This window comes from Paraburkholderia sp. CNPSo 3272 (genome assembly GCF_024206495.1).
Classification (GTDB): domain Bacteria; phylum Pseudomonadota; class Gammaproteobacteria; order Burkholderiales; family Burkholderiaceae; genus Paraburkholderia.
In genome coordinates this window covers 1-22,849 of sequence record NZ_JAMBPQ010000069.1, presented here as the reverse complement: position 1 = coordinate 22,849, position 22,849 = coordinate 1, and the positions used below count along the sequence as shown (strand labels likewise).

Below are 22,849 nucleotides of genomic sequence, written 5' to 3'. Positions count from 1 at the left end.
ACCAGCCAAACCACCTGCTCCGCGGGCAAGCGGCGTTGTCGGATACTCGCCCGTCCCGTGTAGGCCACCGCCTGCTCGATCCACTCGTAGGGCAAGTGCTCGCCCAGGCGAGCCCAGTCGGGCGTTTCCTGTTCTTCAGCGAGAAAATGGAGGGCGTCATCAAGCATGGGGACGCAGGTTAACAGCCTCCCTCACCGTTTACAACACCCAAAACGAAAACGCCGTTCAGGTCTTAACTGAACGGCATTAAGCCTAAGCCCGTCTTTCCGTGATGCGTTCGAGTTGCACGATGCAGGCGCCAGGCGGCGCGTCAGAGCGATCCCAGCTCGCGGCGCAGGAACTCGTGGAAGTGCTGCATGCCGTCTTCCATCGGGCTCTGGTACGGGCCGACCTCGGAAACGCCTCGCTCGAACAGCGCCCGGCGGCCCGCGTCCATGCGCTCGGCGATCTCGTCGTCCTCGACGGCGGTTTCCATATAGGCGGCGCGCTCGGCCTCGACGAACTCGCGCTCGAACAGCGTGATTTCCTCGGGGTAATAGAACTCGACGATGTTGGTCGTTTTCTGCGTGCCCTGCGGGATCAGCCACGAGACCACGAGCACGTGCGGATACCACTCGATCATGAGATTCGGGTAGTACACCATCCAGATCGCGCCGAACTCGGGCGGCGTGCCGTTGCGAAAGCGCAGGACTTCGTCGTGCCACTTGCGGTACGTCGGGCTGCCGGGCTTGCCGAGGTGCTTGTGCACGCCGACCGTCTGCACGCTATACCACTCGCCGAACTCCCATTGGAGGTCGTCGCACGAGACGAAGTTGCCGAGGCCCGGATGGAACGGCACGACGTGATAGTCTTCCAGATAGACCTCGATAAAGGTCTTCCAGTTGTAGTTGCACTCGTGAACCTCGACGTGATCGAACATGTAGTCCGCAAAGTCGAGGTGTTTCGCCGGCCCAAGGCGTGCGAGATCGCGCGCGACGTCGCGGCCCGCGGATTCGAACAGCAGCCCGTTCCACTTCTGGAGCGGCGAGCTGTTCAGGTTCAGACACGGCTTGTCCGCGAAGTGCGGTGCGCCGAGCAGTTCGCCCTTGAGGTCATAGGTCCAGCGATGCAGCGGACATACAATGTTGTCTGCCGTGCCGCGACCGTTTAGCATGATGGCCTGGCGATGGCGGCACACGTTCGAGAGCAGTTCGATTTCATTGCTCTTGTTGCGAACGAGCACGCGGCCTTCTTTTTCGCCGGGCAACGCAAAATAGTTTCCCGCCTCGGGCACCATGAGTTCGTGCCCGACGTAGCGAGGACCCTTCTGGAAAAGCGTGTCGATTTCGCGCTTGAGTAGCGCTTCGTCAAAATAAGCGGTGACTGGCAGCTGGCTGTGGATAGACTTCAGCTGCAATGCATTGCTCAGATTGGACATTCCCACTCCCGATGAAGACGTGAAAGCAGTGAACAACCCAACCATCGAAGATTCGATTTAGGGAGCCGGCGATTATACCCGGTTACCCCATCATGGGGTAGCTAAGTGACTGATTTTTGCCAAAATTACACCGGAAAGACGGCAGGAATTCAGGAAGTGTGAGACAAATGCACGGGGAATCGTGCCTTCTGGAACCGATTTGTACTGGCCCCGAACGTGTGGTCGAGAGGGTACACAAGCCGGGGAGCGGGTCGAAAGGAACCTTTTGCCGTAGAATGTCCGCCTTGTTTCATTCTGGCGACGACTCATGGCGAAATCCGCAACGAAAGACAGTACTGGCGCGGGCGAAAGCGCAGCCGGGCTGGCCGAGGGCGAGGCCCTGCCCGAGAGCTACGAGGCGGCGCTTGCGGAGCTCGACGGGCTCGTTGCACGCATGGAAGGCGGCAGCCTGAGCCTGGAAGAATCGCTTGCAGCCTACCGCCGTGGCGCGGCGCTCGTGCGCTTCTGCCAGCAGCAGCTCGAAAAGGTTGAACAACAGGTGCGCGTGCTCGACGGTGAGACGCTGCGGCCCGTGCCCCTCAATACGACAGACTCCGCAGCGGGCGGAGACGACGATCTATGACATTTGACCAATGGACCCGGCAGGTACTCGACCGGGTCGAAAGCGCGCTCGATCACTATTTGCCGGCTGCCGACGTGCTGCCGGCGCCGCTGCATGACGCCATGCGTTATGCGGTGATGGGCGGCGGCAAGCGGGTGCGTCCGCTCCTGTGCCACGCCGCGGGCGAACTCACGAACGCCACGCCGGAAGCGCTCGACGCGGCGGCCTGCGCGCTCGAAATGATCCACGTCTACTCGCTCGTGCACGACGACATGCCGTGCATGGACGACGACGACATGCGTCGCGGCAAACCCACCGTACACGTCAAATATGACGAACCGACGGCGCTGCTGGTGGGCGATGCGCTGCAGTCGCAAGCCTTCATCACGCTGACCTCCGAAGCGCTCGGTGCCCAGCACCAGGCACCGCTCGTGCGCGAACTCGCGCTGGCCAGCGGCTCGATCGGCATGGCCGGCGGCCAGGCCATCGACCTCGCGAGCGTGGGCCATTCGCTTACCCGCGAGCAGCTCGAAACGATGCACCGCCTGAAGACCGGCGCGCTCTTGCGCGCCGCGGTCCGCATGGGCGCGCTGGCGGGCGAGACGCCTTCGGCGGAAAACCTCGCCGCGCTCGACAAATACGCGGCGGCCGTGGGCCTCGCGTTCCAGGTGGTGGACGACATTCTCGACGTCACCGCCGACTCCGCAACGCTCGGCAAGACCGCTGGCAAGGACGCGAAGGACGGCAAGCCGACCTACGTGTCGATTATCGGTCTTGATGCCTCTCGTGCGCTCGCGCAGCAGTTGCGCGCCGACGCGCACGCGGCGCTCGAACCGTTCGGCGCGCGCGCTCAGCGCCTCGCCGAACTCGCTGACCTGGTGGTGAACCGGGTGAGCTGACCGCGCAACCCGCCCACGCGCATGAAACGGAAGTAATGCGCAGAAAAAGTGCGGGAGCGCCAGTTTTCCTACAATGGAACGACGATGTACGACTTGCTGAAAACCATTGACGACCCGGCGGATTTGCGCCGCCTTGATCGCCGCCAGTTGCAACCGCTTGCCGACGAACTGCGTGCCTTCGTTCTCGAGAGCGTCTCGCAGACGGGCGGCCACCTGTCGTCCAACCTCGGTACGGTCGAACTGACGATCGCGCTGCACTACGTGTTCGACACGCCGCGCGACCGCATCGTCTGGGACGTGGGCCATCAGACCTATCCGCACAAGATCCTGACGGGCCGCCGCGACCAGATGTCGACGCTGCGTCAGCTCGGCGGCATTTCGGGTTTCCCGAAACGCGACGAGTCGCCGTACGACACGTTCGGCACCGCGCACTCGAGCACGTCGATTTCGGCGGCGCTCGGCATGGCCGTGGCGAGCAAGCTCAAGGGCGACAACGCCATGGGCATCGCCGTGATCGGCGACGGCGCGATGACGGCCGGCATGGCCTTCGAGGCACTGAACAACGGCGGCGTGGAAGACGACGTGCCGCTGCTCGTGATCCTCAACGACAACGACATGTCGATTTCGCCGCCCGTGGGCGCGCTCAATCGCCATCTCGCGCGCCTCATGTCGGGCCGCTTCTACGCCGCCGCACGCGCGGGCGTGGAGCGCGTGCTGCGTCATGCGCCGCCGGTGCTCGACCTTGCGCGCAAGCTCGAAGAGCACGCGAAGGGCATGATCGTGCCGGCTACGCTGTTCGAGGAATTCGGCTTCAACTACATCGGACCGATCGACGGCCACGATCTGGATTCGCTGATCCCGACGCTGCAGAACATCAAGGAACTGCGCGGCCCGCAATTCCTGCACGTCGTGACGAAGAAAGGCCAGGGCTACAAGCTCGCCGAAGCCGACCCGGTCCTGTATCACGGTCCCGGCAAGTTCAACCCGGCCGAAGGCATCAAGCCGTCGACAACGCCCGCCAAGAAGACCTACACGCAGGTGTTCGGCGAATGGCTGTGCGACGCGGCCGAACTCGATTCGCGCGTGATCGGCATTACGCCTGCCATGCGCGAAGGCTCGGGCCTCGTCGAGTTCGAAAAGCGCTTCCCGGACCGCTACTACGACGTCGGCATCGCCGAGCAGCACGCAGTCACGTTCGCGGGCGGCATCGCGGCAGAAGGCTTGAAGCCCGTGGTCGCGATCTACTCGACCTTCCTGCAGCGCGCGTATGACCAGCTGATTCACGACGTGGCGCTGCAGAACCTGCCCGTTGTGTTCGCGATCGACCGCGCGGGCCTCGTCGGCGCCGATGGCGCAACGCACGCGGGCGCGTACGACCTCGCGTTCATGCGCTGCATCCCGAACATGATGGTCATGGCGGCGTCGGACGAAAACGAATGCCGCCAGATGCTTTACACGGCGCTCCAGCAGGACTGCCCGACGGCCGTGCGCTACCCGCGCGGTGCGGGCACCGGCGTGGCGACCGTCAAGCAGATGGCCGCGCTGCCGGTGGGCAAGGGCGAAATCCGCCGCGAGAGCAACGCGCCGGCAGGCAGCCGGATCGCGATCCTCGCGTTCGGCACGATGGTTGCGCCGTCGCTCAAGGCCGCCGAGGCACTGGACGCCACCGTGGCGAACATGCGCTTCGTAAAGCCGCTCGACGCGGACCTCGTGAAGCAGCTCGCCGAAACGCACGACTACCTCGTGACCGTCGAGGAAGGCTGCATCATGGGCGGCGCCGGTTCGGCCTGCGTGGAAGCCCTCCTTGAAAGTGGGGTTATCAAGCCCGTACTACAATTGGGCCTCCCCGACCGCTTCATCGACCACGGCGACCCGGCGAAGCTGCTGGCGGGCTGCGGGCTCGACGCAGCAGGGATCGCGAAGTCGATTCGCGAGCGCTTTCTCGACAAGGCGGTGTCCGGCAAGTCGGTGATGCGCGTTGCCTGAGGTCGATTGAGATCGCGATAGTTTGATTGGTGCGTCGCCCTCGCGGCAGCCCAATTCACATTTGAACTGGCGGACGGGTTTACTACCCGGCTTTCCGCCAGCAAACGCCGGCTCATGCCGGCGTTTGTTATTTGCGCGCCGCGTATGGCGCGGCTTGAGGATAAGAACATGAATCAGATGAACCCGGCCTTCGTGATGCCGGACGTCCAAAGCTCCGTCGATACCCGTCAGATCGTGATCCAGCGCGTCGGCGTGAAGGCCGTGCGCCATCCGCTCACGGTGAAGACAGGCGCGGGCGACGTCCAGCCGAGCGTCGGCACGTGGAATCTCGACGTTCATCTGCCGGCCGACCAGAAGGGCACGCACATGTCGCGCTTCGTCGCGCTGCTCGAAGAGAACAAGGCGCCGCTGGAACCTGCCACGTTCCGCGCGATGCTGGCCGCGATGCTCGCGAAGCTCGAATCGCAGTCTGGCCGTATCGAAGTGACGTTCCCGTACTTCGTGAAGAAAGTGGCGCCGGTGTCGGGCGTGGAAAGTCTGCTGGACTACGAAGTGACGCTCACGGGCGACGTGCGCAACGGACAAACGCGCCTGTTCCTCAAGGTGCTCGTGCCCGTGACGAGCCTGTGCCCGTGCTCGAAGAAGATCTCGCAGTACGGCGCGCACAATCAGCGCTCGCACGTGACGATGAATGTCGAGTTCGAAGGGGATCTGCCGGTGGAAGACCTCGTTCGCATCGCAGAAGAAGAAGCGTCGTGCGAGCTGTGGGGCCTGCTCAAACGTCCGGACGAGAAGTTCGTGACCGAGCGCGCGTATGAGAACCCCAAGTTCGTCGAAGACCTCGTGCGCGACGTCGCCGTGCGACTGAACGCCGATACGCGCGTGATCGCCTATATGCTCGAAGCCGAAAACTTCGAGTCGATCCACAATCACAGCGCCTACGCCGTGATCGAGCACGACAAGCGCGCGGCGTAACGCTCACCGCCTGATTGCGCCGTCAACAAAAAAGCCGCCCTTGGGCGGCTTTCTGACTTCTGCAGCGGCAAACGCATTATTGCTGCGCGAGCGACGTCAGATCCCAGCGCGGCTTTACCGTGAACGCATAATCGCGCGTGGCCTGTTCGGGCCAGCGCGCGAGGCGCAGCGCACCCGCGAGCGCGATCATCGCGCCGTTGTCGGTGCACAGCGCCAGGTCCGGGTAGTACACCTCGAAGCCGCGCTTTTGCGCCGCCGCCGAAAGCGTCTCGCGCAACTGCTTGTTCGCGCCCACGCCGCCCGCCACCACGAGGCGCTTCATCTTCGTGCGCTTGAGCGCGGCGAGCGATTTCGCGGCCAGTACCTCGACAGCTGCATCGACGAAGCCGCGCGCGATGTCGGCCTTGCCCTGCTCGCAGATATTCGTGCCGAGCTTCTTCACCTGCGTGAGCACAGCCGTTTTGAGGCCGCTGAAGCTGAAGTCGAGATCGCCCGAATGCAGCATCGGACGCGGCAGTTCGACCGCGCCTGGCGTGCCGAACTCCGCGAGGCGCGAGACTTCCGGGCCGCCAGGATAGCCGAGGCCAAGTAGCTTGGCCGTTTTGTCGAAGGCTTCGCCGGCGGCGTCGTCGAGCGTTTCACCGAGGGTTTCGTAGACGCCCACGTCGGTCACGCGCATCAGTTGCGTATGGCCGCCCGACACGAGCAGCGCGACGAACGGAAACGGCGGTGGCGCATCGACCAGCAGCGGCGAAAGCAGGTGCCCTTCGAGGTGGTGAATCCCGACGGTCGGCCGATTCCAGGCCATGGCGAGCGCATTGGCGATGCTCGCGCCCACGAGCAGCGCGCCGGCGAGGCCGGGGCCTTGCGTGAAGGCGATGGCGTCGATGTCGCTTTTCGCCGCGCCGCTCTTCGCGAGCACTTCTTCGAGCAGCGGCAGCGCGCGGCGGATATGGTCGCGCGAGGCAAGCTCCGGCACGACGCCGCCGTACTCGCGGTGCATGGCGATCTGCGAATGCAGCGCGTGCGCGAGCAGGCCGCGCTCGCTGTCGTAGAGCGCGAGGCCGGTTTCGTCGCAGGAGCTTTCTATGCCGAGAACGAGCATGGTGGGAGGCAGGGCAACGGTATTGCGCGGCACGAGCCGCCAAAAACCGCCGCTAAATCAAGAATTAACAGAACATAAAAGTATAGCAGCGTGCGTCGAAGCCGGTTGAGGACGGCAAGCAAAGCCCCGCGTGGACAAGCGCCGCCGCCGCGCAGGTAGAATGCGCGCCATGGAATCTTTCGACATCGCCGTGATCGGCGCAGGGGCGGCCGGCATGATGTGCGCGGCGGTGGCGGGCCAGCAGGGCCGCCGCGTGGCGCTGATCGACCACGCGCCGCGCCTCGCGGAAAAAATCCGCATCTCGGGCGGGGGGCGCTGCAACTTCACGAACCTGCACGCTAGCCCGGCCAACTATCTCTCACACAACCCGCATTTCTGCCGTTCGGCGCTGGCGCGCTACACGCCGCGCGACTTCCTCGCGCTGCTGCGCCAGCATCGCGTGACCTGGCACGAAAAGCACAAGGGCCAGCTTTTCTGCGACCAGTCGAGCGACGCGATCATCGACGTCCTGCGCGCCGAGTGCGACGCGGGCCAGGTGGCCTGGCGCCGGCCGCTGCCGGTGGAAGCGGTCAGCCACGCCGACGGCTCCGGCTTCACGCTAGGCACGCCGCAGGGCGAGATACGGGCGAAAGCACTCGTGATCGCGACGGGCGGCCTGTCGATCCCGAAGATCGGCGCAACCGACTTCGCGTATCGCGTCGCGAAGCAGTTCGGCCACAAGCTCATCGACACGCGCCCGGCGCTCGTGCCGCTCACGTTCGCGCAGGACGAGTGGGCGCCCTACGTGCCGCTCGCGGGCGTGTCGCTAGAGGTTCACGTGGCGACGGGCGAGCGCAAGACCGGCGGCGCGTTCGACGAAGACCTGCTCTTCACGCATCGCGGCCTTTCCGGTCCCGGCGTCCTGCAGATTTCGAGCTTCTGGCAGCCCGGCCAGCCGATCCGCGTGAACCTGCTGCCCGGGCACGATCCGGCGGCGGCGCTGATCGAAGCCAAGGGCGCGACGAAACGTCAGATCGGCAACCTGCTCGCCGAGTGGGTGCCGGCACGCCTCGCGCATGTATGGCTGGAGGCGCATCAGGTGAAGGCCGACGCGCGTATTGCCGATCTGCCCGATAAAACGCTGCGCAAGATCGGCGAAGGGCTCGCCCAGTGGACGCTCACCCCCACCGGCACCGAAGGCTACAAGAAGGCCGAGGTCACGCGCGGCGGCGTGGACACACGCGAGCTTTCCTCGGCGACGCTCATGAGCCAGCGCGTGCCGGGCCTCTATTTCATTGGCGAAGCCGTGGACGTGACAGGCTGGCTTGGCGGCTACAACTTCCAGTGGGCTTGGGCCTCGGGCGTCGCGGCCGGGGAAGCCGCCGCGCAATATGCGGTAAGTGCAGGCTGATTTTCTGACCGATACGCCTGCCGAATCTCTCGCGGTTGACCCCTGTCATTGTTGGCTCGGCGTCCGAGGTTCACGCTTGAATGCCTGACCCACGAGGAAAAGGTACGAAACGTGAATCGAGAGGAACAACAACACAGCGGGCAAATGCGCGCGCCACTGCGGCGAGTCATGATTGCCGTGGACAATTCGAAGGCATCGACGCAGGCACTGCGTTTCGCGTCGCGCGTGGTGCCGCGCGAAGCCCAGGTGCGTATCGTCTGCGCAGCCGAACAGCCGGGCGCGTGGAACGCGGGCGGCGGTTACACCGCGGGCGATGCGTGGATGACGGGCGCGCTCAACGCGGCGCGCGACGAATATCTACACGACGCCGAGCGCACGCTCGAGCACGCGATGTCGGCGTTCAACGGAAAGGTTGCGCAGGTCGAAGGGCAGGTGGTCGGTCTCTGCGCCGAAGCAGGCGCTGTCGTGCCTGCGCTCGCCGACGCGGCGCGTGACTGGCAGGCCGACATGCTGGTCGTCGGCACGCGGCACCAGGGGCGCATGAAGCGCTGGGTCGACGGTTCGGTTTCGGGTGCGCTCGCGGTTTGTGCGCCCTGTCCGCTGCTGGTCGTGCCCGTGGAGTACGAAGAAGCGAACGGTCACGCGCCGCTCGCCCGCATCCTGCTGGCGACGGACGGCAGTCCGGCCTCGGCGCAGGCGATCGACGCGGCGCTGCGGCTGGCCGAACCGCAAACCACGTTGCGCGCGGTGTATGTCGTGGACCGCAGCAGCGTGGCCGGCGACCCGGTGCCCGGTTCGGTGCTGGAAGATGCGCTCGCCGACCTCGGGCGCAAGGCGCTGGCCAGCGCACATATGCAGCTCGACGTGTCAGGCCGCGCCTATGAAACGGCGCTCGTCGCCACCGCGCGCCTGCGCGACGACGTTGCCCACGCCGTGTTGCGCGACGCGGGGGACTGGCAAGCGGATCTCGTCGCGCTGGGAACGCAGGGTCGGCGTGGCGTCGCGCGCTGGCTGCTCGGCAGCGTCGCCCAGCGCGCCATCGAGATCACGCATGTGCCGTTGCTGCTGGTCGGGCCGGGCGCTGCCTGATGATGCTGCGCAGCCCCGCGGGGGAAGGCTCCGGGGGCGATCGGGGCGGCTGCCGGAATTGGGGTTTCCCCCCGAACCGGCACGCGATGCCCCAACCCGGAACTGCTATACTCAATTTTCTTTACCCCCGATCCGTTATTGGAAAATGACGACCATCCGCGTAAAAGAAAACGAACCCTTTGAAGTTGCCATGCGCCGCTTCAAGCGCACGATCGAGAAGAACGGTCTCTTGACCGAGCTTCGCGCGCGCGAGTTCTACGAGAAGCCTACGGCTGAACGCAAGCGCAAGAAGGCGGCGGCGGTGAAGCGCCACTTCAAGCGTCTGCGCAGCCAGATGTTGCCGAAAAAGCTGTACTGATTCCGGCGTAGCCGTGATGCGTGGCCGCGCAGTTCCAGCGTGGGCCTTGCATCAATGTCACGGCGACGTGGACAGCGGGTCCGCGGTCTCTGGTTTCATCGCGCAACGCGGCCGCCGCTGTCCTCTGGTGTGGTCGCAACCATGTCGAATTTGCGCCAACCCGCCTGGAAGCGTTTCCAGGCGGGTTTTTGCATTCCAGCAACCCCAACGTATTTCAGGTGAGTGATGAGTCTCAAAGACCAGATCAACGACGACATGAAAACCGCGATGCGCGCGCGCGAAAGCGAACGCCTCGCCACGATTCGTCTGCTGCTCGCCGCTATCAAGCAACGTGAAGTCGACGATCGCGTGACGCTCGACGACGCCGGCATCACGGCCGTCATCGACAAGATGATCAAGCAGCGCAAGGACTCGATCAGCCAGTTCGAGGCCGCGGGCCGCACCGATCTCGTCGAGAAGGAAGCCGCCGAGCTGGTCGTCCTGACCGCCTACATGCCCGCGCAGCTCTCGGACGCCGAGATCGCCGCCGAAGTGCAGGCCGCCGTCGCCCAGGTGGGCGCAGCCGGCCCGCAGGACATGGGCAAGGTGATGGGTGTGCTCAAGCCGAAGCTGGCCGGGCGCGCCGACATGACGGCCGTTTCCGGGCTCGTCAAAGCCGCGCTCTCGAAGTAAGCGCAACCGGCTCACGCGCGGCGCCGGCCCGGCCCAAGGGCGACGCCGCGAGGTTCGTACGTCACGCGTATGTCACGCATCTGTTACGAATCGGGCCGCGTGAGCCCCGGCTGCCAAGCGTGCTCGCTACGATGATTCCGCATTCGTTCCTGCAAGACCTGCTGAACCGCGTCGATATCGTCGACGTGGTGGGTCGCTACGTGCAGCTCAAGAAGGGCGGCGCAAACTTCATGGGCTTGTGTCCGTTCCACAACGAGAAGAGCCCTTCGTTCACGGTTAGTCCAACCAAGCAGTTTTATCACTGCTTCGGCTGTGGCGCGCACGGCACCGCTATCGGCTTCCTCATGGAGCACGCGGGACTGACGTTCCCTGAAGCCGTCGAGCAACTCGCCCAGTCGGTCGGCCTGACCGTGCCGCAAGAGCCTTCGCCCATGCGTGGTGGCGGCGGTAGCGCTGGCGCTGGCGCTGCGGGCGGCTATGCGCCGTCAGCCTCGAAGGCCGTCACCACCGCGCTTTCCGACGTCATGCAGATTGCCTGCGACTACTACCGCAAGCAGCTGCGCAGCGCGACTAACGCCATCCAGTACCTCAAGAAGCGCGGCCTCACCGGCGAAATCGCCGCGCGCTTCGGCCTCGGCTACGCGCCCGATGGATGGCAGAACCTCGAATCTGCGTTTACCAACTATCGCGACGATGCGCTGGTCGAGGCGGGCCTCGTGATCGTCAGCGAAAAACAGGACGCGCAAGGCCAGTCGCGCCGATACGACCGTTTCCGCGACCGGGTGATGTTCCCGATCCGCAACGTGAAGGGTCAGGTCATCGGCTTTGGCGGCCGTGTGCTGGACGGCGGCGAGCCGAAATATTTGAATTCCCCGGAAACGCCGCTATTTAACAAGGGCAGCGAACTGTACGGGTTGTTCGAGGCGCGCCTCGCGATCCGGGAACAGCGCTATGTTCTGGTGGTCGAGGGGTATATGGATGTCGTCGCGCTCGCGCAGCTGGGTTTCCAGAACGCCGTGGCGACGCTTGGCACCGCGTGCACGCCGATCCACGTGCAGAAGCTCATGCGTCAGACCGACACGGTGATCTTCAGCTTCGACGGCGACTCGGCGGGCCGCCGCGCCGCGCGCCGCGCGCTCGACGCCTGCCTGCCGCATGCGGCCGACAACCGCACGATCCGCTTCCTGTTCCTGCCCCAGGAGCACGACCCGGACAGCTACGTGCGCGAATTCGGCGCCGAGGCGTTCTCGGAGCAGGTCGAGCGGGCCATGCCGCTGTCCCAGTTCATGCTCAACGAGGTGCTGGCGGACAAGGAACTGGACCAGCCGGAAGGGCGCGCACGGGCGCTGTTCGACGCGAAGCCGCTACTGCAGGCGCTGCCGGCGAACGCCCTGCGGGCGCAGATCATGCACATGTTCGCGGACCGGCTGGACGTGCCGTTCGAGGAAGTGGCCGCGCTGTGCGAAGTCGACGCCCGGATTGCCCAGGCGGCGCGCCAGGCGCCCGCACGCAAGGACCGGCACCTTGTGACCGGTATCGAGCGCAAGGCGCTGCGCAACCTCGTGATGCACCCGCGCATCGTGCTGCGACTCGACGAAGAGGCCGAAAAAGCGCTGATTGGACTGACGCGCCACGGCGAGCTCTTCGAGGAAGTGACCACTCACGCGCGGGCGCTGGGCGAGTCGGCGGAGTTTCAGCTCCTTTCGGACCTGCTGAGAAATGGGGCCAATGCTCCAACCTTCGAGGAGATTTTTCGCGAAATTCTGGACTATGATGAAAACGTTCGGGATTTGCTGATGAAAAATCCGGAAGATGGCGCTGCGGTGGAGGAGCGCCACGAGCAGGAGCGGCTCGTGAGCGAAGAATTGACGGCGGCAATCCTGAAAATGCGGTACGACGCCTGTTGCGATCGCCTGGACGCGCTTTCGCGGCAGTCGCGACATACGCCTGAGGAACTTGCCGAATTGATGTCGCTGAATCAGACGCGGGCTGACATGAAACGCCAGCTCGGTTTGTAAGGGAAGGACCGCGCGGGGGGGATTATTGCCCTGCGTGCTAAAATAACAGGTTTTCAGCGGTTTGTTTTTGTTTTTTCCGGGTGGGCATAATGGGTTGGGGTAATCCGTGAATGTCCAGTTTTCCAGCAAGGGGCGGAATGGCAATGGCAAAGACTACAGGCGGAAAAAAGGCAACAGGCAAGGGCTCGACGGAGCCGACCAGCAAGGTCACGCAGGCCATGGTTGCCAGTTCTTCCGCCCGGTCGTCGGGCAGTGGGTCCACCAACCGTTCTAAACCGGCTACCCGGAAGAGGTCGATGACTGTTTCGGCTGCGCGAGCAGCGCCTGTCCGTGCGGCGAAAGCCGCTACGCAGCCGGCAACGAAGCGGTCCGGTTCGAGAAGTGCAAGGGAAGTGCCTGCCGTCGAGGACGATGCGGCAGAGCGCGAGGCTCAAGCATCCACGGTTCAAGAGGCTGTTGTCCAGCAGCCGCGAGTCGAGACACTAGCCGGTACGGCGAACTCCATGACGAAAAAGCTGAATGAAGTACCCGTCGATGACGACGCAAACCAGAGCGAAGACAGCACCCCCGCCGCGGGCAAGGTCGAAAAGACCACCCGTGCGCGCGACCGGCGAGCGAAGGAGAAGGCGCTGCTGAAAGACGCGTTCGCGTCGTCGCAGCCCGGCACCGTCGAGGAGCTCGAGGAGCGCCGCACGAAGCTGCGTGCGCTAATCAAGCTTGGCAAGGAGCGCGGCTTCCTCACCTATGCGGAAATCAACGATCACCTTCCGGACAACTTCACGGAAACCGAGGCGATCGAAGGCATCATCAGCACGTTTAACGACATGGGCGTGGCCGTCTACGAGCAGGCCCCCGACGCCGAAACGCTGCTGCTCAACGACAACGCGCCCAACGCTTCTTCGGACGACGAAGTGGAAGAGGAAGCGGAAGTCGCGCTCTCCACCGTCGACTCCGAATTTGGCCGCACGACCGACCCGGTGCGTATGTACATGCGCGAAATGGGCACGGTGGAGCTCCTCACGCGCGAAGGCGAAATCGAAATCGCCAAGCGCATTGAAGATGGCCTCAAGCACATGGTCATGGCGATCTCCGCCTGCCCGACCACCATTGCAGACATCCTCGCCATGGCCGAGCGCGTGGCGAACGACGAGATTCGCGTGGACGAGCTCGTCGACGGCCTGATCGATCCCAACGCCGAGGACACCGACGGCTTCAACGCCAAGGAAGCGGAAGAGATCGAAAACGAGGACGAAGAGGAAGAGGAGCAAGAGGAAGAAGAAGAGGAGGAGGAAGAGGACGACGGCGCGGCGCAGGCGACGGCCAACGCGGCGCAGCTCGAAGCCCTCAAGCGTGCCTCGCTCGAGAAGTTCGCGCTCATCAGCGAATGGTTCGACAAGATGCGCCGTGCGTTCGAGAAGGAAGGCTACAAGTCGAAGTCTTACCTCAAGGCGCAGGAAACCATCCAGAACGAGCTGATGTCGATCCGCTTCACGGCGCGTACCGTCGAGCGTCTGTGCGACACGCTGCGTGCGCAGGTGGACGAAGTGCGCCAGGTCGAACGCCAGATTCTTCACACGGTCGTGGACAAGTGCGGCATGCCGCGCTCGGAGTTCATCGCGCGTTTCCCGGGCAATGAAACCGACCTGGAATGGTCGGAAAAGATCGTCGGCGAGAGCCATGCGTATAGCGGCATCCTTTCGCGCAACATTCCGGCCATTCGCGAGCAGCAGCAGCGTCTGCTCGATCTGCAGGCGCGCGTGGTGCTGCCGCTCAAGGACCTGAAGGAAACCAACCGCCAGATGGCGGCCGGCGAACTCAAGGCGCGCCAGGCGAAGCGCGAGATGACCGAAGCAAACCTGCGTCTCGTGATCTCGATTGCGAAGAAGTACACGAACCGCGGCCTGCAGTTCCTCGACCTGATCCAGGAAGGCAACATCGGCCTGATGAAGGCGGTGGACAAGTTCGAATATCGTCGCGGCTACAAGTTCTCGACCTACGCGACGTGGTGGATCCGTCAGGCCATCACGCGCTCGATCGCGGACCAGGCGCGCACGATCCGCATTCCGGTTCACATGATCGAAACGATCAACAAGATGAACCGCATTTCGCGGCAGATCCTGCAGGAAACCGGTCTCGAGCCGGATCCGGCAACGCTCGCCGAGAAGATGGAAATGCCGGAGGACAAGATCCGCAAGATCATGAAGATCGCGAAGGAGCCGATCTCCATGGAAACGCCGATCGGCGACGACGACGATTCGCATCTGGGCGACTTCATCGAGGACAACAACACGGTGGCGCCTGCCGACGCCGCGCTGCATGCCTCGATGCGCGATGTCGTGAAGGACGTGCTCGACTCGCTTACGCCGCGCGAGGCGAAGGTGCTGCGCATGCGCTTCGGCATCGAGATGAGCACCGATCACACGCTCGAAGAAGTGGGCAAGCAGTTCGACGTGACGCGCGAGCGCATTCGCCAGATCGAAGCGAAGGCGCTGCGCAAGCTGCGCCACCCGAGCCGTTCGGACAAGCTCAAGTCGTTCCTTGAAGGGAATTGAGATTCGTTAGTTTTAGTGCACAGAAGCCATGTGCAAGATGGCCAGGCGGACCCGCTTTCGTGTAGTATGTCGGCCTGTCGTCGAAAAGCCCGGCCTTTGGGTAGACCGGGCTTTTTTGTTGACAGGTCATCGTTGTTTCTTTGTCGCTACGCTTCGTAGCTTCGTGGGCCGGACGCCGTGTTGGTTGCAGGCAGCGGACTCATAATCCGCCTCCGAAAGGACGTCGTGGGTTCGAACCCCACCCGGCCCACCATTCGCTATTCCATCAAGCTCCGGCGTGTTCCGTTGGGGCCACTGACCCTTGCTGCGGTAACGCCGCTGCTTGCGGATTGCCGCGTCAGATCCCGCCTTGGTAGCCATCGCGCTATCAACCATGGACGAATCGGGCTCATTGCCCCTGTGTTGGTCGAGAGCTGGAAATCATCTCTCGCCGTTCAAATATGCGGGAGCATTCTTCCCTTGCGTCCGCAAAAGTCCTACATCTTCGCGAATCGTCCGAATCCGGTGGCCCAGGAAGTCTTGAGCCATTGGGGGATCGAGATGATCGTTTCTGAGGAGGAGGCTCCCGAGAGAGCGCTCACGGATTTCCTTCAAGATTTGGTGACCTGGCTTTGAATGACACTGCTAAGCGGAAGGCCGGGGCACGATTATCAGCGTCGAGAACGTCGAGAACGTCGAGACGCATGGCGGGTATGTTCTATTGGTGCAAGTTTAAATAGGAATGCAAACGGTGTTGATAGGATAGCTTATCTTTATAGCCGCTGATGAAATCCAGTTTGAGGCCGGTGTGGCTCTCCGTCTACTTCGGACCAACGGGGTTTGGCAGACGACCATCCGCACCTTTTCCGGGAAGCAGGTTGTCGCGCCCTCGACGTCCTCCGCGATCGTCCCGTATCGGGCAAAGGTCTCCTTCGTTGAGGGCGCGACACCGACTCCTTCACGTTGTCAGCGAAGCTGCCGTAGATGGAGTCGAATTGCTTGCTATTGAACCGTTGGATCGCAACTCTTCAGCCGATACGGAGGCTGCTTCATCGCCTGCGAAGTCTCAAAAGTGGATCTTGAGCTTCATGAGAACGCCGACACTGATCAACGCGGCTATCGAACCGGCGATTTTCCATGTCTTACAGACGGCGACCCGAACTGGCCACGTAGTTTGGCGACAGGGAACGCCGCGCTCAGAGGTAGTTCCTGATTAGCATCGTCACCCACCACCAGGCACCGCCGCAGCCGGCGGCCCGGCAGCGCGCATTGGGGTCCGCCAGAAGGCGGCCATTGGCGTCGCTCACCGGACTTGAGTTGCGCAGGAAGTACGCCACGCTGTCTTGCAAGGGATCGAGCCCGTCCTCAGGGATATCTATCCACAGGCCGTTTTCGGTATTCAAGCGGGCCGACAGCGAATCGAAATTGAAACTCCCGAGATAATATCGATGGCCGTCGATGAGGACCAGCTTGGCGTGCATCATGCGGTTCTCTCGGTCGGAATATTCGCGCACCTCGATCCCCGCATTCACCAAGCCGGGCAGATCGTCGGCATAGGCGCGCCCGACTGCGGGGAATTCCTGCGTGATGCTCGCCAGCGAGGCGCTCACCAGGATCACGTGGACACCTTCGCGCCGCTTGCGCTCAAGCTCTTCGCGCAGTTCCGGCACCAGGATCAGGTAGGGGTTGACGATCAGGATTTCGTGCTGCGCCGTATCGAATGCTTGTAGCATGTCCTGCAACGTGCCTGGCGAGCGCTTGTCGGGCCAGTCGTGGACATAGTGCAGGCGCTCGCAGGCGATCGGCATCCAGGCGGGATCAAAATACGCGCCCGGAGCGGGCGGAGCAGCGGGATCATTGAGCGTATCGGAGGTAGTTGGTGTATCGGTAGCGGCCAGGTCTGTCGCCTGGGCTTCAGCATCGAGCGGGGCCAGCAGCCATTCGCGCCAATAGTGGATGCGCGCCGGATCCAGCGTCGCATAACCCTGCGAGTTGAGATAAGGACTTTCGACTTTCAGGAATTTTTCCGGCTCGGGGCGAACCGCTTCCGGGCTATTCCAGAACAGGGCGAAATGCTGGTACATGGCGTGCAGGGAGGAAGCCTCCTCGCCGGAGTCGCCCGACACCATCAGATCGCGCTCGCTGAGCCAGTTGCGGAAGCTCGCATCCCAGATCGAGGTACTGCCGATCACGGCCGTGTCGCCAACCAGGAACAGTTTGTCGTGCATGCGATGCGAAATCTCGACGAGATCGGATCGTGGATGGAAGATTCGGAGTTCAATGCCGGGAGCCACCTCGTGCAGGGCGACGATGAGCTCGTCCTCGAACGGGTAGTGCGGCTCGGGGCCGATGCCGTCGATCAGCAGCTTGACCGGCACGCCTCGGCGCGCAGCCTCGACCAGATGACGCAACAGCAGGCCGCCGGTCTGATCGATTTCGAAGATGTAGGCGAGGATGCGGATCTGTTCGGTAGGCGTGGCACGGTCGACCAGCGCAATCCGCGACTGCATCAACTGACCGTCGTCGAGACTGGCGACCAGGTCGACACATTGCGCGTGGCCTTGCTGAGAAGAGGCAAACACGCATGCCAGAATGAGCGCCAGGCTTCTTGCTCTGGTCATGATGTGGCGAACGGGTTCGATGAGTCTCCGGCCCCACCTCCTGGAAGGTCTGGAAGGCGACGGGGTCTTGTTCGGCACATAGGGCGCGGGCTTTTTCAACCCACCAACCTCGTGATCGCCATCTGGCTGCCCGCTTGCTCCCGGAGACGAAACTTCTGGATCTTGCCTGTACCGGTCTTGGGCAATTCTCCGAAAATCACGCGACGAGGGCATTTGAAATGCGCTAGCCGCTCCCGGCAGAACAGGATGACATCCTGCTCCGTGATGTTGGAGGCGTCCGGCCTCAGTTCGACAAACGCACAGGGAGTCTCGCCCCATTTGTCATCCGGCTGAGCGACGACGGCCACGTTGAGCACGCCGGACATGCGATAGATGACCTCCTCGACTTCTACGGACGAGATATTTTCTCCCCCCGAGATGATGACGTCCTTCGAGCGGTCTGTGATCTGGATATAGCCGTCCGGGTGAACGACCGCAAGATCGCCGGTATGAAACCAACCGCCGGCGAATGCTTTTGCCGTTGCGTCGGCATTCTTGAAGTATCCCATCATTACCGTATTCCCCCGGACCATAACCTCCCCGCAAGATTTGCTATCGGCTGGCACCGGCTCAAGCGTCGCAAGATCGGCGACCGACATGCTCTCGAACGCGGCCGCGCGTACACCTTGCCGCGCTTTCAATTTCCCTTGCTGCTCCGGCGGCAACGTATCCCACTCGTCGTGCCATGCACAGCTGATTGGCGTACCGGCAATCTCGGTGATTCCAAAGACGTGGCCGACGTCGAAACCCATTGCGCCAACGGCCTCGAGAACAGCCGCGGGCGCCGGCGAACCCGCGGTAAGGACCCGCACACGACGCGGCAGCGGCTGCCGTTCCGATTTGGGCATGTTCGCGATGCCTGCGAGGACAATCGGTGCAGCACAAAAATGATCGACACCGTGTTCGGCGATGGCCGAAAGAATATTCGCGGCATTCACCTTGCGCAAACAGACGTGCGTTCCCGCTGCGGCCGTAATCGCCCATGTGAAGCACCAGCCGTTCGCGTGGAACATGGGGAGCGTCCACAGGTAAATCGGCGCACCGGGGAGCGGCCAGTTCGTCATCTGCAAGAGGCTCATCAGATATGTGCCCCGGTGGCTCGGAACGACGCCTTTCGGGTCGCCAGTGGTGCCCGAGGTGTAGTTTAAGGCGATCGGAGTCCACTCATCGGCCGGGCGGCGGCCCGCAAATGCCGGATCACCGCTCGCCAGCAACGACTCATAGTCAGTTTCCCCGATGGTGGGACCGTCAGGCGCTTCGTGATCGTTGATGTCTATCAAGCGCGGCGGATTGGGAACTGACTGCAACGCTTTCTCAACGAGCGGCGCAAATTCCCGGTCCACGAGCAGGAGTTTGCATTCTCCGTGGCGCAGAATGAATGCAATGCCCTCAGCATCAAGGCGGCAATTAATGGCATTGAGAACGGCCCCAGAGAGAGGGACGCCGAAGTGTGCCTCAAGCATGGCCGGGGTGTTCGGTGCAATGATCGACACCGTGTCGCCCGGTTCAATCCCCAATTGAACGAGCGCCGAGGCGAAGCGATAGCAACGCTCGCGCGTTTTCGCCCAGGTCTGCCGGAAGTCGCCATGAATGATCGCGGTTCGATTCGGATAGACGTCGGCGGTTCGATCCAGAAAGGTCAAGGGCGTCAATGGAACGTGGTTCGCCGCGCTCTTCTCAAGTCCTCGCGAATAGGCCGTTGCACTCATGACTTTGTCTCCATTCATTCATTATAAAAAGTAGTGAAATCGCGTACGGGACTGCGCGCCGTTACCAGAGTGTTCTCGATGCAGCTGTGATCCGCATAACCCAGACTCATTCCGCAGACCAACATCTGACTGTCGGGAATGGACAATTCGTGGGCGATGGCACGGTGGAACTTGTTGAAAGCCGCCTGCGGGCAGGTGTCGAGGCCCCGCGCCCGGGCGGCGATCATGACGCTTTGCAGGAACATCCCTGTGTCGAGCAGACTTCCTTCACGCATGACCCGGTCAACCGTAAAGAAGAGGCCCACGGGTGCATCAAAGAAGCTGTAGTTGCGACCGTGCTGGACGTGCATCCGCTCCTTGTCGCCCTTCTCGATGCCTAGCAGGCCATACAGGTTCCAACCGACAGCACGCCGCCGATCCACATACGGTGCAATCCATTCGCGCGGGTAGTAATCGTAGGGCTCGTCCAGGCCGGAGCTGCGGCCGGGATCGTCATTGATTTCGTGGATGGCGGCAGACAGGCGGGACTTCATCGCGCCTGTCACGACATGCACATGCCAGGGCTGGATGTTGACGCCAGTTGCGCTGAAGCGAGCCACGTCGAGGATCGCCTCGATTTGCTCGCGAGGAACCGGCGTGGGCAGGAAAGCACGAACGCTGCGCCGGGTGACGAGCGCCCAATCGACGGCTCGGGCCACGTCGGCAAACGAGTTCAAGGGAGGAGGAGATAGACGGTTCATTCCGGTGTCGGCATTGAAAGGTGTTTTGCACTGAGCCATGTGGTGGCGCCGGAATCGACCGTCGCCGTCGCGCTGTAACCAGTGTCAGGCGGACTCAGCTGACAATCCATGTCCATCGACTTCAACCTGGATGAGGTCACCGAACACCCGCTTTCCGGCGTCGCGCCACTGGGGCGGCCCGCGGATTTCTCAGGCGACGCCGCCGATTTCCAGTTGGAGAAGTCGGTTCTCGGGGCGTCAAGAGAACGACCATATCGGGCCAGCCTGCATCGGTTTGCCGTTGCGAACCGAGAAGCTGCTACAACCGGGGATGAGCCGCATCGATCAGCTCCGCGCGACGGGTCGAGCCGCGTGCCGTATAACAGGGGTAGCTGGAATGCGACTATCCCAGTCAGTGTGGCGGCGAGCCAGCCATCACCCCGAGAATTCATGTGAGGATGAGTGGAATGCCGCTTCGGCGCTGCCCGCTTATATGCGATTCATCGGTTGCACGGCTTTGCTTTGCATAGGCTCGGCAGCCATGCTTTCGCGCAACGTTCGTTTGGAAACGCGGATCGAGCCTTTCGACCGCTCAGACGTACAAGCAAGTCGGAGCGGTCCAATTTCGCTATGACGAGTTCTAATGTTAGGAGTCCGGCCTGCGGTGGCGGTACATTCCCGGGCTCGCCCCCGTCCACTTCCTGAAGGCCCTGTGAAAAGCACTGGTTTCCTGAAATCCAGTCCGTGCAGCGACTTCGGCGACCGTGAGAGAACTGCTGGAAAACAAGTCGATTGCGATGTCACGGCGCAATTCGTCTTTCAGTTGCCGGTAGTTCGTGCCTTCGGCCAGCAGGCGGCGTTGCAGCGTGGCGGCGGATAGATTCAGTAACCGCGATAGCGCGTCGAGGTCCGGCCAGTCGTCGGGGGCCTGGTTCCTTAGTCGGCGCCTGACCAGGGCCGTAGTGCTGGATTCATTGCGATACTTGACCAGGATATTGGCTGGTGCTTTCTCCAGGAATACACGCAGGCTCGCTTCCGTCCCGGCCAGTTTGAGGCCGAGGAAACTGCGATCGAAGCGGATCAGGGTCTCCTCTGCGGAGAACGTCACATCCTCGCAGAAGCGCATGCGGTAGTCGCTGTCATCGATTGGTGCGGACGCGCGAAATCTCATCTCGATCAGTGGAATCCGTCTGCGTGCGAGCCAGCATGCAAGACCGTGCACGAGGATGAACCATGTCCCGTAGGCAAAGAGCCGGCGTGTCCGCCCATCGTCATGCAGGATGATAACTGCATGCTCGCCTTCGCAGCGCAACTCCCCGTGAATGTCGTCGAGAACGGCACGCAGGAACTTCAGCATGCGACGCAGCGCGTGTTCCAGACTGTCCGCATGCAGCACCGCGTGACACATCAGCGCATAACTACCCCGGCGCAATGCGTGGCTGTCGAGACCAAAGAACTCGTCGTCCATCAAGTCGGCCAGAGCGGCCCACAGGCGCGAAAAGGCCAACGCCGGCACGCGCGCTCTCGGCGCATTCAACAATTCTGCCGCGATTCCAGCGTGCTGGAGGACGGCCGACACATCGAGATTGCGTTGTGTTGCCACGAGAATTGCCTCACGTACCAAGCTGATAGATGTTGTGCCCTTGTCTTGAGCGTCATTCATGGTCAGGCTCACCCACGGAAAGTGTACTGATGTTAATCGCTGCCGGGCGCAGGTGAAACCGGTAACCCGACTCAGCGCGGGTAGTCATCGGCTAAAGAGCGCTGGCAGGCGACCCACGTCCCGCACAATATGTCCGAAGGGCCCACGCATGAAGAGGTCTATGGGCATGTGCGCACGCCCCTCTGCCTCTTACCATGGTCACTCAACTCGTCGTCGCGAGCGTGGCATTGTTGGCAGAAGTCAAGAACGACTTTCTGAGTGCGTTGGTGAACGTCGCCTCCCGGCCGCGCTGTGTCGCACGATCGACCGAGTCATCACCGAGTTGATAAAACTTCCTCGCAGGCACGATAGATGCGCTCGTCGAATGGACCGGATCCGCACGACGTCCTGTGCAGCGGACCAATCCTATCGGGAACACCATGAAAAAAACACTTCTCACGTTTGCGATTGTTATGTCGCTTCCAGTGATTTCACCGACGTCAGCGGTGGCGGCAGGCTGCATGAAAGGCGCTGCCGTCGGTGGCGTTGCGGGCCACGTCGCGGGTAAGCACGGCACGGCGGGCGCCGCAGCCGGGTGTGCCGTCGGACACCACGAGGCAGCGAAGAAGCAGAAGGCGGCGAGTGACGCCGCGGCGAGCAAACCTGCGAGCCAATAGTTGGCGATCTCGGTAACTGTCTCCAATCGGCGGACGGCGATGCTCCCTCAGGCACCCCGCCGCAGACGAGTCACGCCGCTAAGGTACTGGGGTATTTGCGACAGTCTCGTTATGGCGGCCGCCTCGGTACTCGTCCATGTGAACAGCCAGCACAGATGCTGATATGACTCCGCGTGTCAATCGGGATCGTTTTTGCCTGTTTGAGTTGCACGCAATCTGAATTTCCTGAGGGCGGCGTAGCAGTAAATCTCGACGGTGAATCACGCTGATATCCGCGGGTTGGGTACCGCATTACAGTGGTCCGTCCGATGAGCCTGCCGCTATCTACTGACGCAAGTCGGATGAGATCCGTTGCCTAGCATCTCCGCGGGTTACTCGTATGCCGGGCTACGCCGCCTTCA

Annotated in this window: 20 protein-coding genes and 1 tRNA gene; 13 read left to right on the top strand and 8 right to left on the bottom strand. The window is 62.6% G+C overall.

Annotation, left to right across the window (positions count from 1 at the left end):
• The coding region (locus M3I53_RS36865) for a transposase domain-containing protein (protein ID WP_254319455.1) at positions 1 to 167 on the bottom strand (167 nt) is incomplete at its 3' end.
• A 143-nt stretch (positions 168 to 310) separates the two neighbouring features.
• Positions 311 to 1,417 carry an aromatic ring-hydroxylating dioxygenase subunit alpha gene (locus M3I53_RS36860; RefSeq protein WP_254320667.1) on the bottom strand — a complete coding sequence of 369 codons (1,107 nt, stop codon included), beginning with the start codon at positions 1,415 to 1,417 and terminating at the stop codon, positions 311 to 313.
• Between the two features lie 307 nt (positions 1,418 to 1,724).
• Between M3I53_RS36860 and M3I53_RS36855 the strand changes: the two genes are divergently transcribed.
• The 4 genes from M3I53_RS36855 (at position 1,725) to folE2 (ending at position 5,878) form a co-directional block, all read left to right on the top strand.
• Positions 1,725 to 2,039, top strand: coding sequence for an exodeoxyribonuclease VII small subunit (locus M3I53_RS36855; protein ID WP_254320666.1), 315 nt, complete (start codon positions 1,725 to 1,727; stop codon positions 2,037 to 2,039).
• Positions 2,036 to 2,917, top strand: coding sequence for a polyprenyl synthetase family protein (locus M3I53_RS36850; protein WP_254320664.1), 882 nt, complete (start codon positions 2,036 to 2,038; stop codon positions 2,915 to 2,917). The genes M3I53_RS36855 and M3I53_RS36850 overlap by 4 nt, the downstream gene beginning before the upstream one ends.
• Positions 2,918 to 3,001: 84 nt before the next feature.
• Positions 3,002 to 4,903, top strand: coding sequence for a 1-deoxy-D-xylulose-5-phosphate synthase (gene dxs, locus M3I53_RS36845; protein WP_254320663.1), 1,902 nt, complete (start codon positions 3,002 to 3,004; stop codon positions 4,901 to 4,903).
• 168 nt (positions 4,904 to 5,071) lie between these two features.
• The gene (folE2, locus tag M3I53_RS36840) at positions 5,072 to 5,878 is read left to right on the top strand and encodes a GTP cyclohydrolase FolE2 (RefSeq protein WP_254320662.1); all 807 of its coding nucleotides are present in this window, start codon (positions 5,072 to 5,074) and stop codon (positions 5,876 to 5,878) included.
• Between the two features lie 76 nt (positions 5,879 to 5,954).
• Here the strand turns inward: folE2 and tsaD are convergent, their stop codons facing one another.
• Entirely contained in the window at positions 5,955 to 6,983 is a 1,029-nt protein-coding gene (gene tsaD, locus M3I53_RS36835) for a tRNA (adenosine(37)-N6)-threonylcarbamoyltransferase complex transferase subunit TsaD (protein ID WP_254320669.1), read from the bottom strand.
• A 169-nt stretch (positions 6,984 to 7,152) separates the two neighbouring features.
• Between tsaD and M3I53_RS36830 the strand changes: the two genes are divergently transcribed.
• The 5 genes from M3I53_RS36830 to dnaG all read left to right on the top strand — a co-directional run bounded on the left by M3I53_RS36830 (position 7,153) and on the right by dnaG (position 12,510).
• Positions 7,153 to 8,373: an NAD(P)/FAD-dependent oxidoreductase gene (locus tag M3I53_RS36830; protein ID WP_254320661.1), complete on the top strand. Its 1,221-nt coding sequence runs from the start codon at positions 7,153 to 7,155 to the stop codon at positions 8,371 to 8,373.
• Positions 8,374 to 8,541: 168 nt separating this feature from the next.
• Positions 8,542 to 9,462 (top strand): universal stress protein, encoded by a 921-nt coding sequence (locus M3I53_RS36825; protein WP_254320660.1) that lies wholly within the window; start codon positions 8,542 to 8,544, stop codon positions 9,460 to 9,462.
• A gap of 145 nt (positions 9,463 to 9,607) precedes the next feature.
• Entirely contained in the window at positions 9,608 to 9,820 is a 213-nt protein-coding gene (rpsU, locus tag M3I53_RS36820; protein WP_013434742.1) for a 30S ribosomal protein S21, read from the top strand.
• Positions 9,821 to 10,045: 225 nt separating this feature from the next.
• Entirely contained in the window at positions 10,046 to 10,492 is a 447-nt protein-coding gene (locus M3I53_RS36815) for a GatB/YqeY domain-containing protein (protein ID WP_069261329.1), read from the top strand.
• Positions 10,493 to 10,623: 131 nt separating this feature from the next.
• The gene (dnaG, locus tag M3I53_RS36810; protein WP_254320668.1) at positions 10,624 to 12,510 is read left to right on the top strand and encodes a DNA primase; all 1,887 of its coding nucleotides are present in this window, start codon (positions 10,624 to 10,626) and stop codon (positions 12,508 to 12,510) included.
• Positions 12,511 to 12,547: 37 nt separating this feature from the next.
• Here the strand turns inward: dnaG and M3I53_RS36805 are convergent, their stop codons facing one another.
• Complete coding sequence (locus tag M3I53_RS36805; RefSeq protein WP_254320659.1) at positions 12,548 to 12,772, bottom strand: hypothetical protein; 225 nt, start codon at positions 12,770 to 12,772, stop codon at positions 12,548 to 12,550.
• Between M3I53_RS36805 and rpoD the strand changes: the two genes are divergently transcribed.
• From rpoD to M3I53_RS36790, 3 genes are all read left to right on the top strand, one after another.
• Positions 12,729 to 15,062: an RNA polymerase sigma factor RpoD gene (gene rpoD / locus M3I53_RS36800; protein ID WP_375542634.1), complete on the top strand. Its 2,334-nt coding sequence runs from the start codon at positions 12,729 to 12,731 to the stop codon at positions 15,060 to 15,062. The two genes, M3I53_RS36805 and rpoD, sit on opposite strands and share 44 nt — an antisense overlap.
• A gap of 165 nt (positions 15,063 to 15,227) precedes the next feature.
• Positions 15,228 to 15,315: transfer RNA gene (locus M3I53_RS36795), tRNA-Ile, on the top strand.
• Positions 15,288 to 15,677 carry a hypothetical protein gene (locus tag M3I53_RS36790; protein WP_254320657.1) on the top strand — a complete coding sequence of 130 codons (390 nt, stop codon included), beginning with the start codon at positions 15,288 to 15,290 and terminating at the stop codon, positions 15,675 to 15,677. Before M3I53_RS36795 ends, M3I53_RS36790 begins: the two co-directional genes overlap by 28 nt.
• Positions 15,678 to 16,237: 560 nt before the next feature.
• On the opposite strand, the gene M3I53_RS36785 is transcribed toward M3I53_RS36790, so the two are convergent.
• The 4 genes from M3I53_RS36785 to M3I53_RS36770 all read right to left on the bottom strand — a co-directional run bounded on the left by M3I53_RS36785 (position 16,238) and on the right by M3I53_RS36770 (position 21,792).
• Positions 16,238 to 17,761 carry a phosphatidylserine/phosphatidylglycerophosphate/cardiolipin synthase family protein gene (locus M3I53_RS36785; protein ID WP_254320656.1) on the bottom strand — a complete coding sequence of 508 codons (1,524 nt, stop codon included), beginning with the start codon at positions 17,759 to 17,761 and terminating at the stop codon, positions 16,238 to 16,240.
• Complete coding sequence (locus tag M3I53_RS36780) at positions 17,758 to 19,410, bottom strand: AMP-binding protein (RefSeq protein WP_254320655.1); 1,653 nt, start codon at positions 19,408 to 19,410, stop codon at positions 17,758 to 17,760. Before M3I53_RS36780 ends, M3I53_RS36785 begins: the two co-directional genes overlap by 4 nt.
• A 14-nt stretch (positions 19,411 to 19,424) precedes the next feature.
• Positions 19,425 to 20,189, bottom strand: coding sequence for a nitroreductase (locus tag M3I53_RS36775; RefSeq protein ID WP_254320654.1), 765 nt, complete (start codon positions 20,187 to 20,189; stop codon positions 19,425 to 19,427).
• A 586-nt stretch (positions 20,190 to 20,775) separates the two neighbouring features.
• On the bottom strand, positions 20,776 to 21,792 hold the full coding sequence (locus M3I53_RS36770) for an AraC family transcriptional regulator (RefSeq protein ID WP_254320653.1): 1,017 nt from the start codon (positions 21,790 to 21,792) through the stop codon (positions 20,776 to 20,778).
• Between the two features lie 452 nt (positions 21,793 to 22,244).
• Here M3I53_RS36770 and M3I53_RS36765 point away from each other — a divergent pair, with 452 nt between their 5' ends.
• Positions 22,245 to 22,448 carry a hypothetical protein gene (locus tag M3I53_RS36765; protein WP_309249571.1) on the top strand — a complete coding sequence of 68 codons (204 nt, stop codon included), beginning with the start codon at positions 22,245 to 22,247 and terminating at the stop codon, positions 22,446 to 22,448.
• Positions 22,449 to 22,849: the final 401 nt, after the last annotated feature.

Bases quoted from the DNA above. Each gene is read 5' to 3' on its own strand.
- rpoD (WP_375542634.1), top strand. From the start codon at position 12,729: ATGGTTGCCAGTTCTTCCGCCCGGTCGTCGGGCAGTGGGTCCACCAAC.
- dnaG (WP_254320668.1), top strand. From the start codon at position 10,624: ATGATTCCGCATTCGTTCCTGCAAGACCTGCTGAACCGCGTCGATATC.
- M3I53_RS36780 (WP_254320655.1), bottom strand. From the start codon at position 19,410: ATGAGTGCAACGGCCTATTCGCGAGGACTTGAGAAGAGCGCGGCGAAC.
- M3I53_RS36765 (WP_309249571.1), top strand. From the start codon at position 22,245: ATGTCGCTTCCAGTGATTTCACCGACGTCAGCGGTGGCGGCAGGCTGC.
- folE2 (WP_254320662.1), top strand. From the start codon at position 5,072: ATGAATCAGATGAACCCGGCCTTCGTGATGCCGGACGTCCAAAGCTCC.
- M3I53_RS36775 (WP_254320654.1), bottom strand. From the start codon at position 20,189: ATGGCTCAGTGCAAAACACCTTTCAATGCCGACACCGGAATGAACCGT.
- dxs (WP_254320663.1), top strand. From the start codon at position 3,002: ATGTACGACTTGCTGAAAACCATTGACGACCCGGCGGATTTGCGCCGC.
- M3I53_RS36830 (WP_254320661.1), top strand. From the start codon at position 7,153: ATGGAATCTTTCGACATCGCCGTGATCGGCGCAGGGGCGGCCGGCATG.
- M3I53_RS36770 (WP_254320653.1), bottom strand. From the start codon at position 21,792: ATGAATGACGCTCAAGACAAGGGCACAACATCTATCAGCTTGGTACGT.
- M3I53_RS36850 (WP_254320664.1), top strand. From the start codon at position 2,036: ATGACATTTGACCAATGGACCCGGCAGGTACTCGACCGGGTCGAAAGC.
- M3I53_RS36860 (WP_254320667.1), bottom strand. From the start codon at position 1,417: ATGTCCAATCTGAGCAATGCATTGCAGCTGAAGTCTATCCACAGCCAG.
- rpsU (WP_013434742.1), top strand. From the start codon at position 9,608: ATGACGACCATCCGCGTAAAAGAAAACGAACCCTTTGAAGTTGCCATG.
- M3I53_RS36855 (WP_254320666.1), top strand. From the start codon at position 1,725: ATGGCGAAATCCGCAACGAAAGACAGTACTGGCGCGGGCGAAAGCGCA.
- M3I53_RS36825 (WP_254320660.1), top strand. From the start codon at position 8,542: ATGATTGCCGTGGACAATTCGAAGGCATCGACGCAGGCACTGCGTTTC.
- M3I53_RS36815 (WP_069261329.1), top strand. From the start codon at position 10,046: ATGAGTCTCAAAGACCAGATCAACGACGACATGAAAACCGCGATGCGC.
- tsaD (WP_254320669.1), bottom strand. From the start codon at position 6,983: ATGCTCGTTCTCGGCATAGAAAGCTCCTGCGACGAAACCGGCCTCGCG.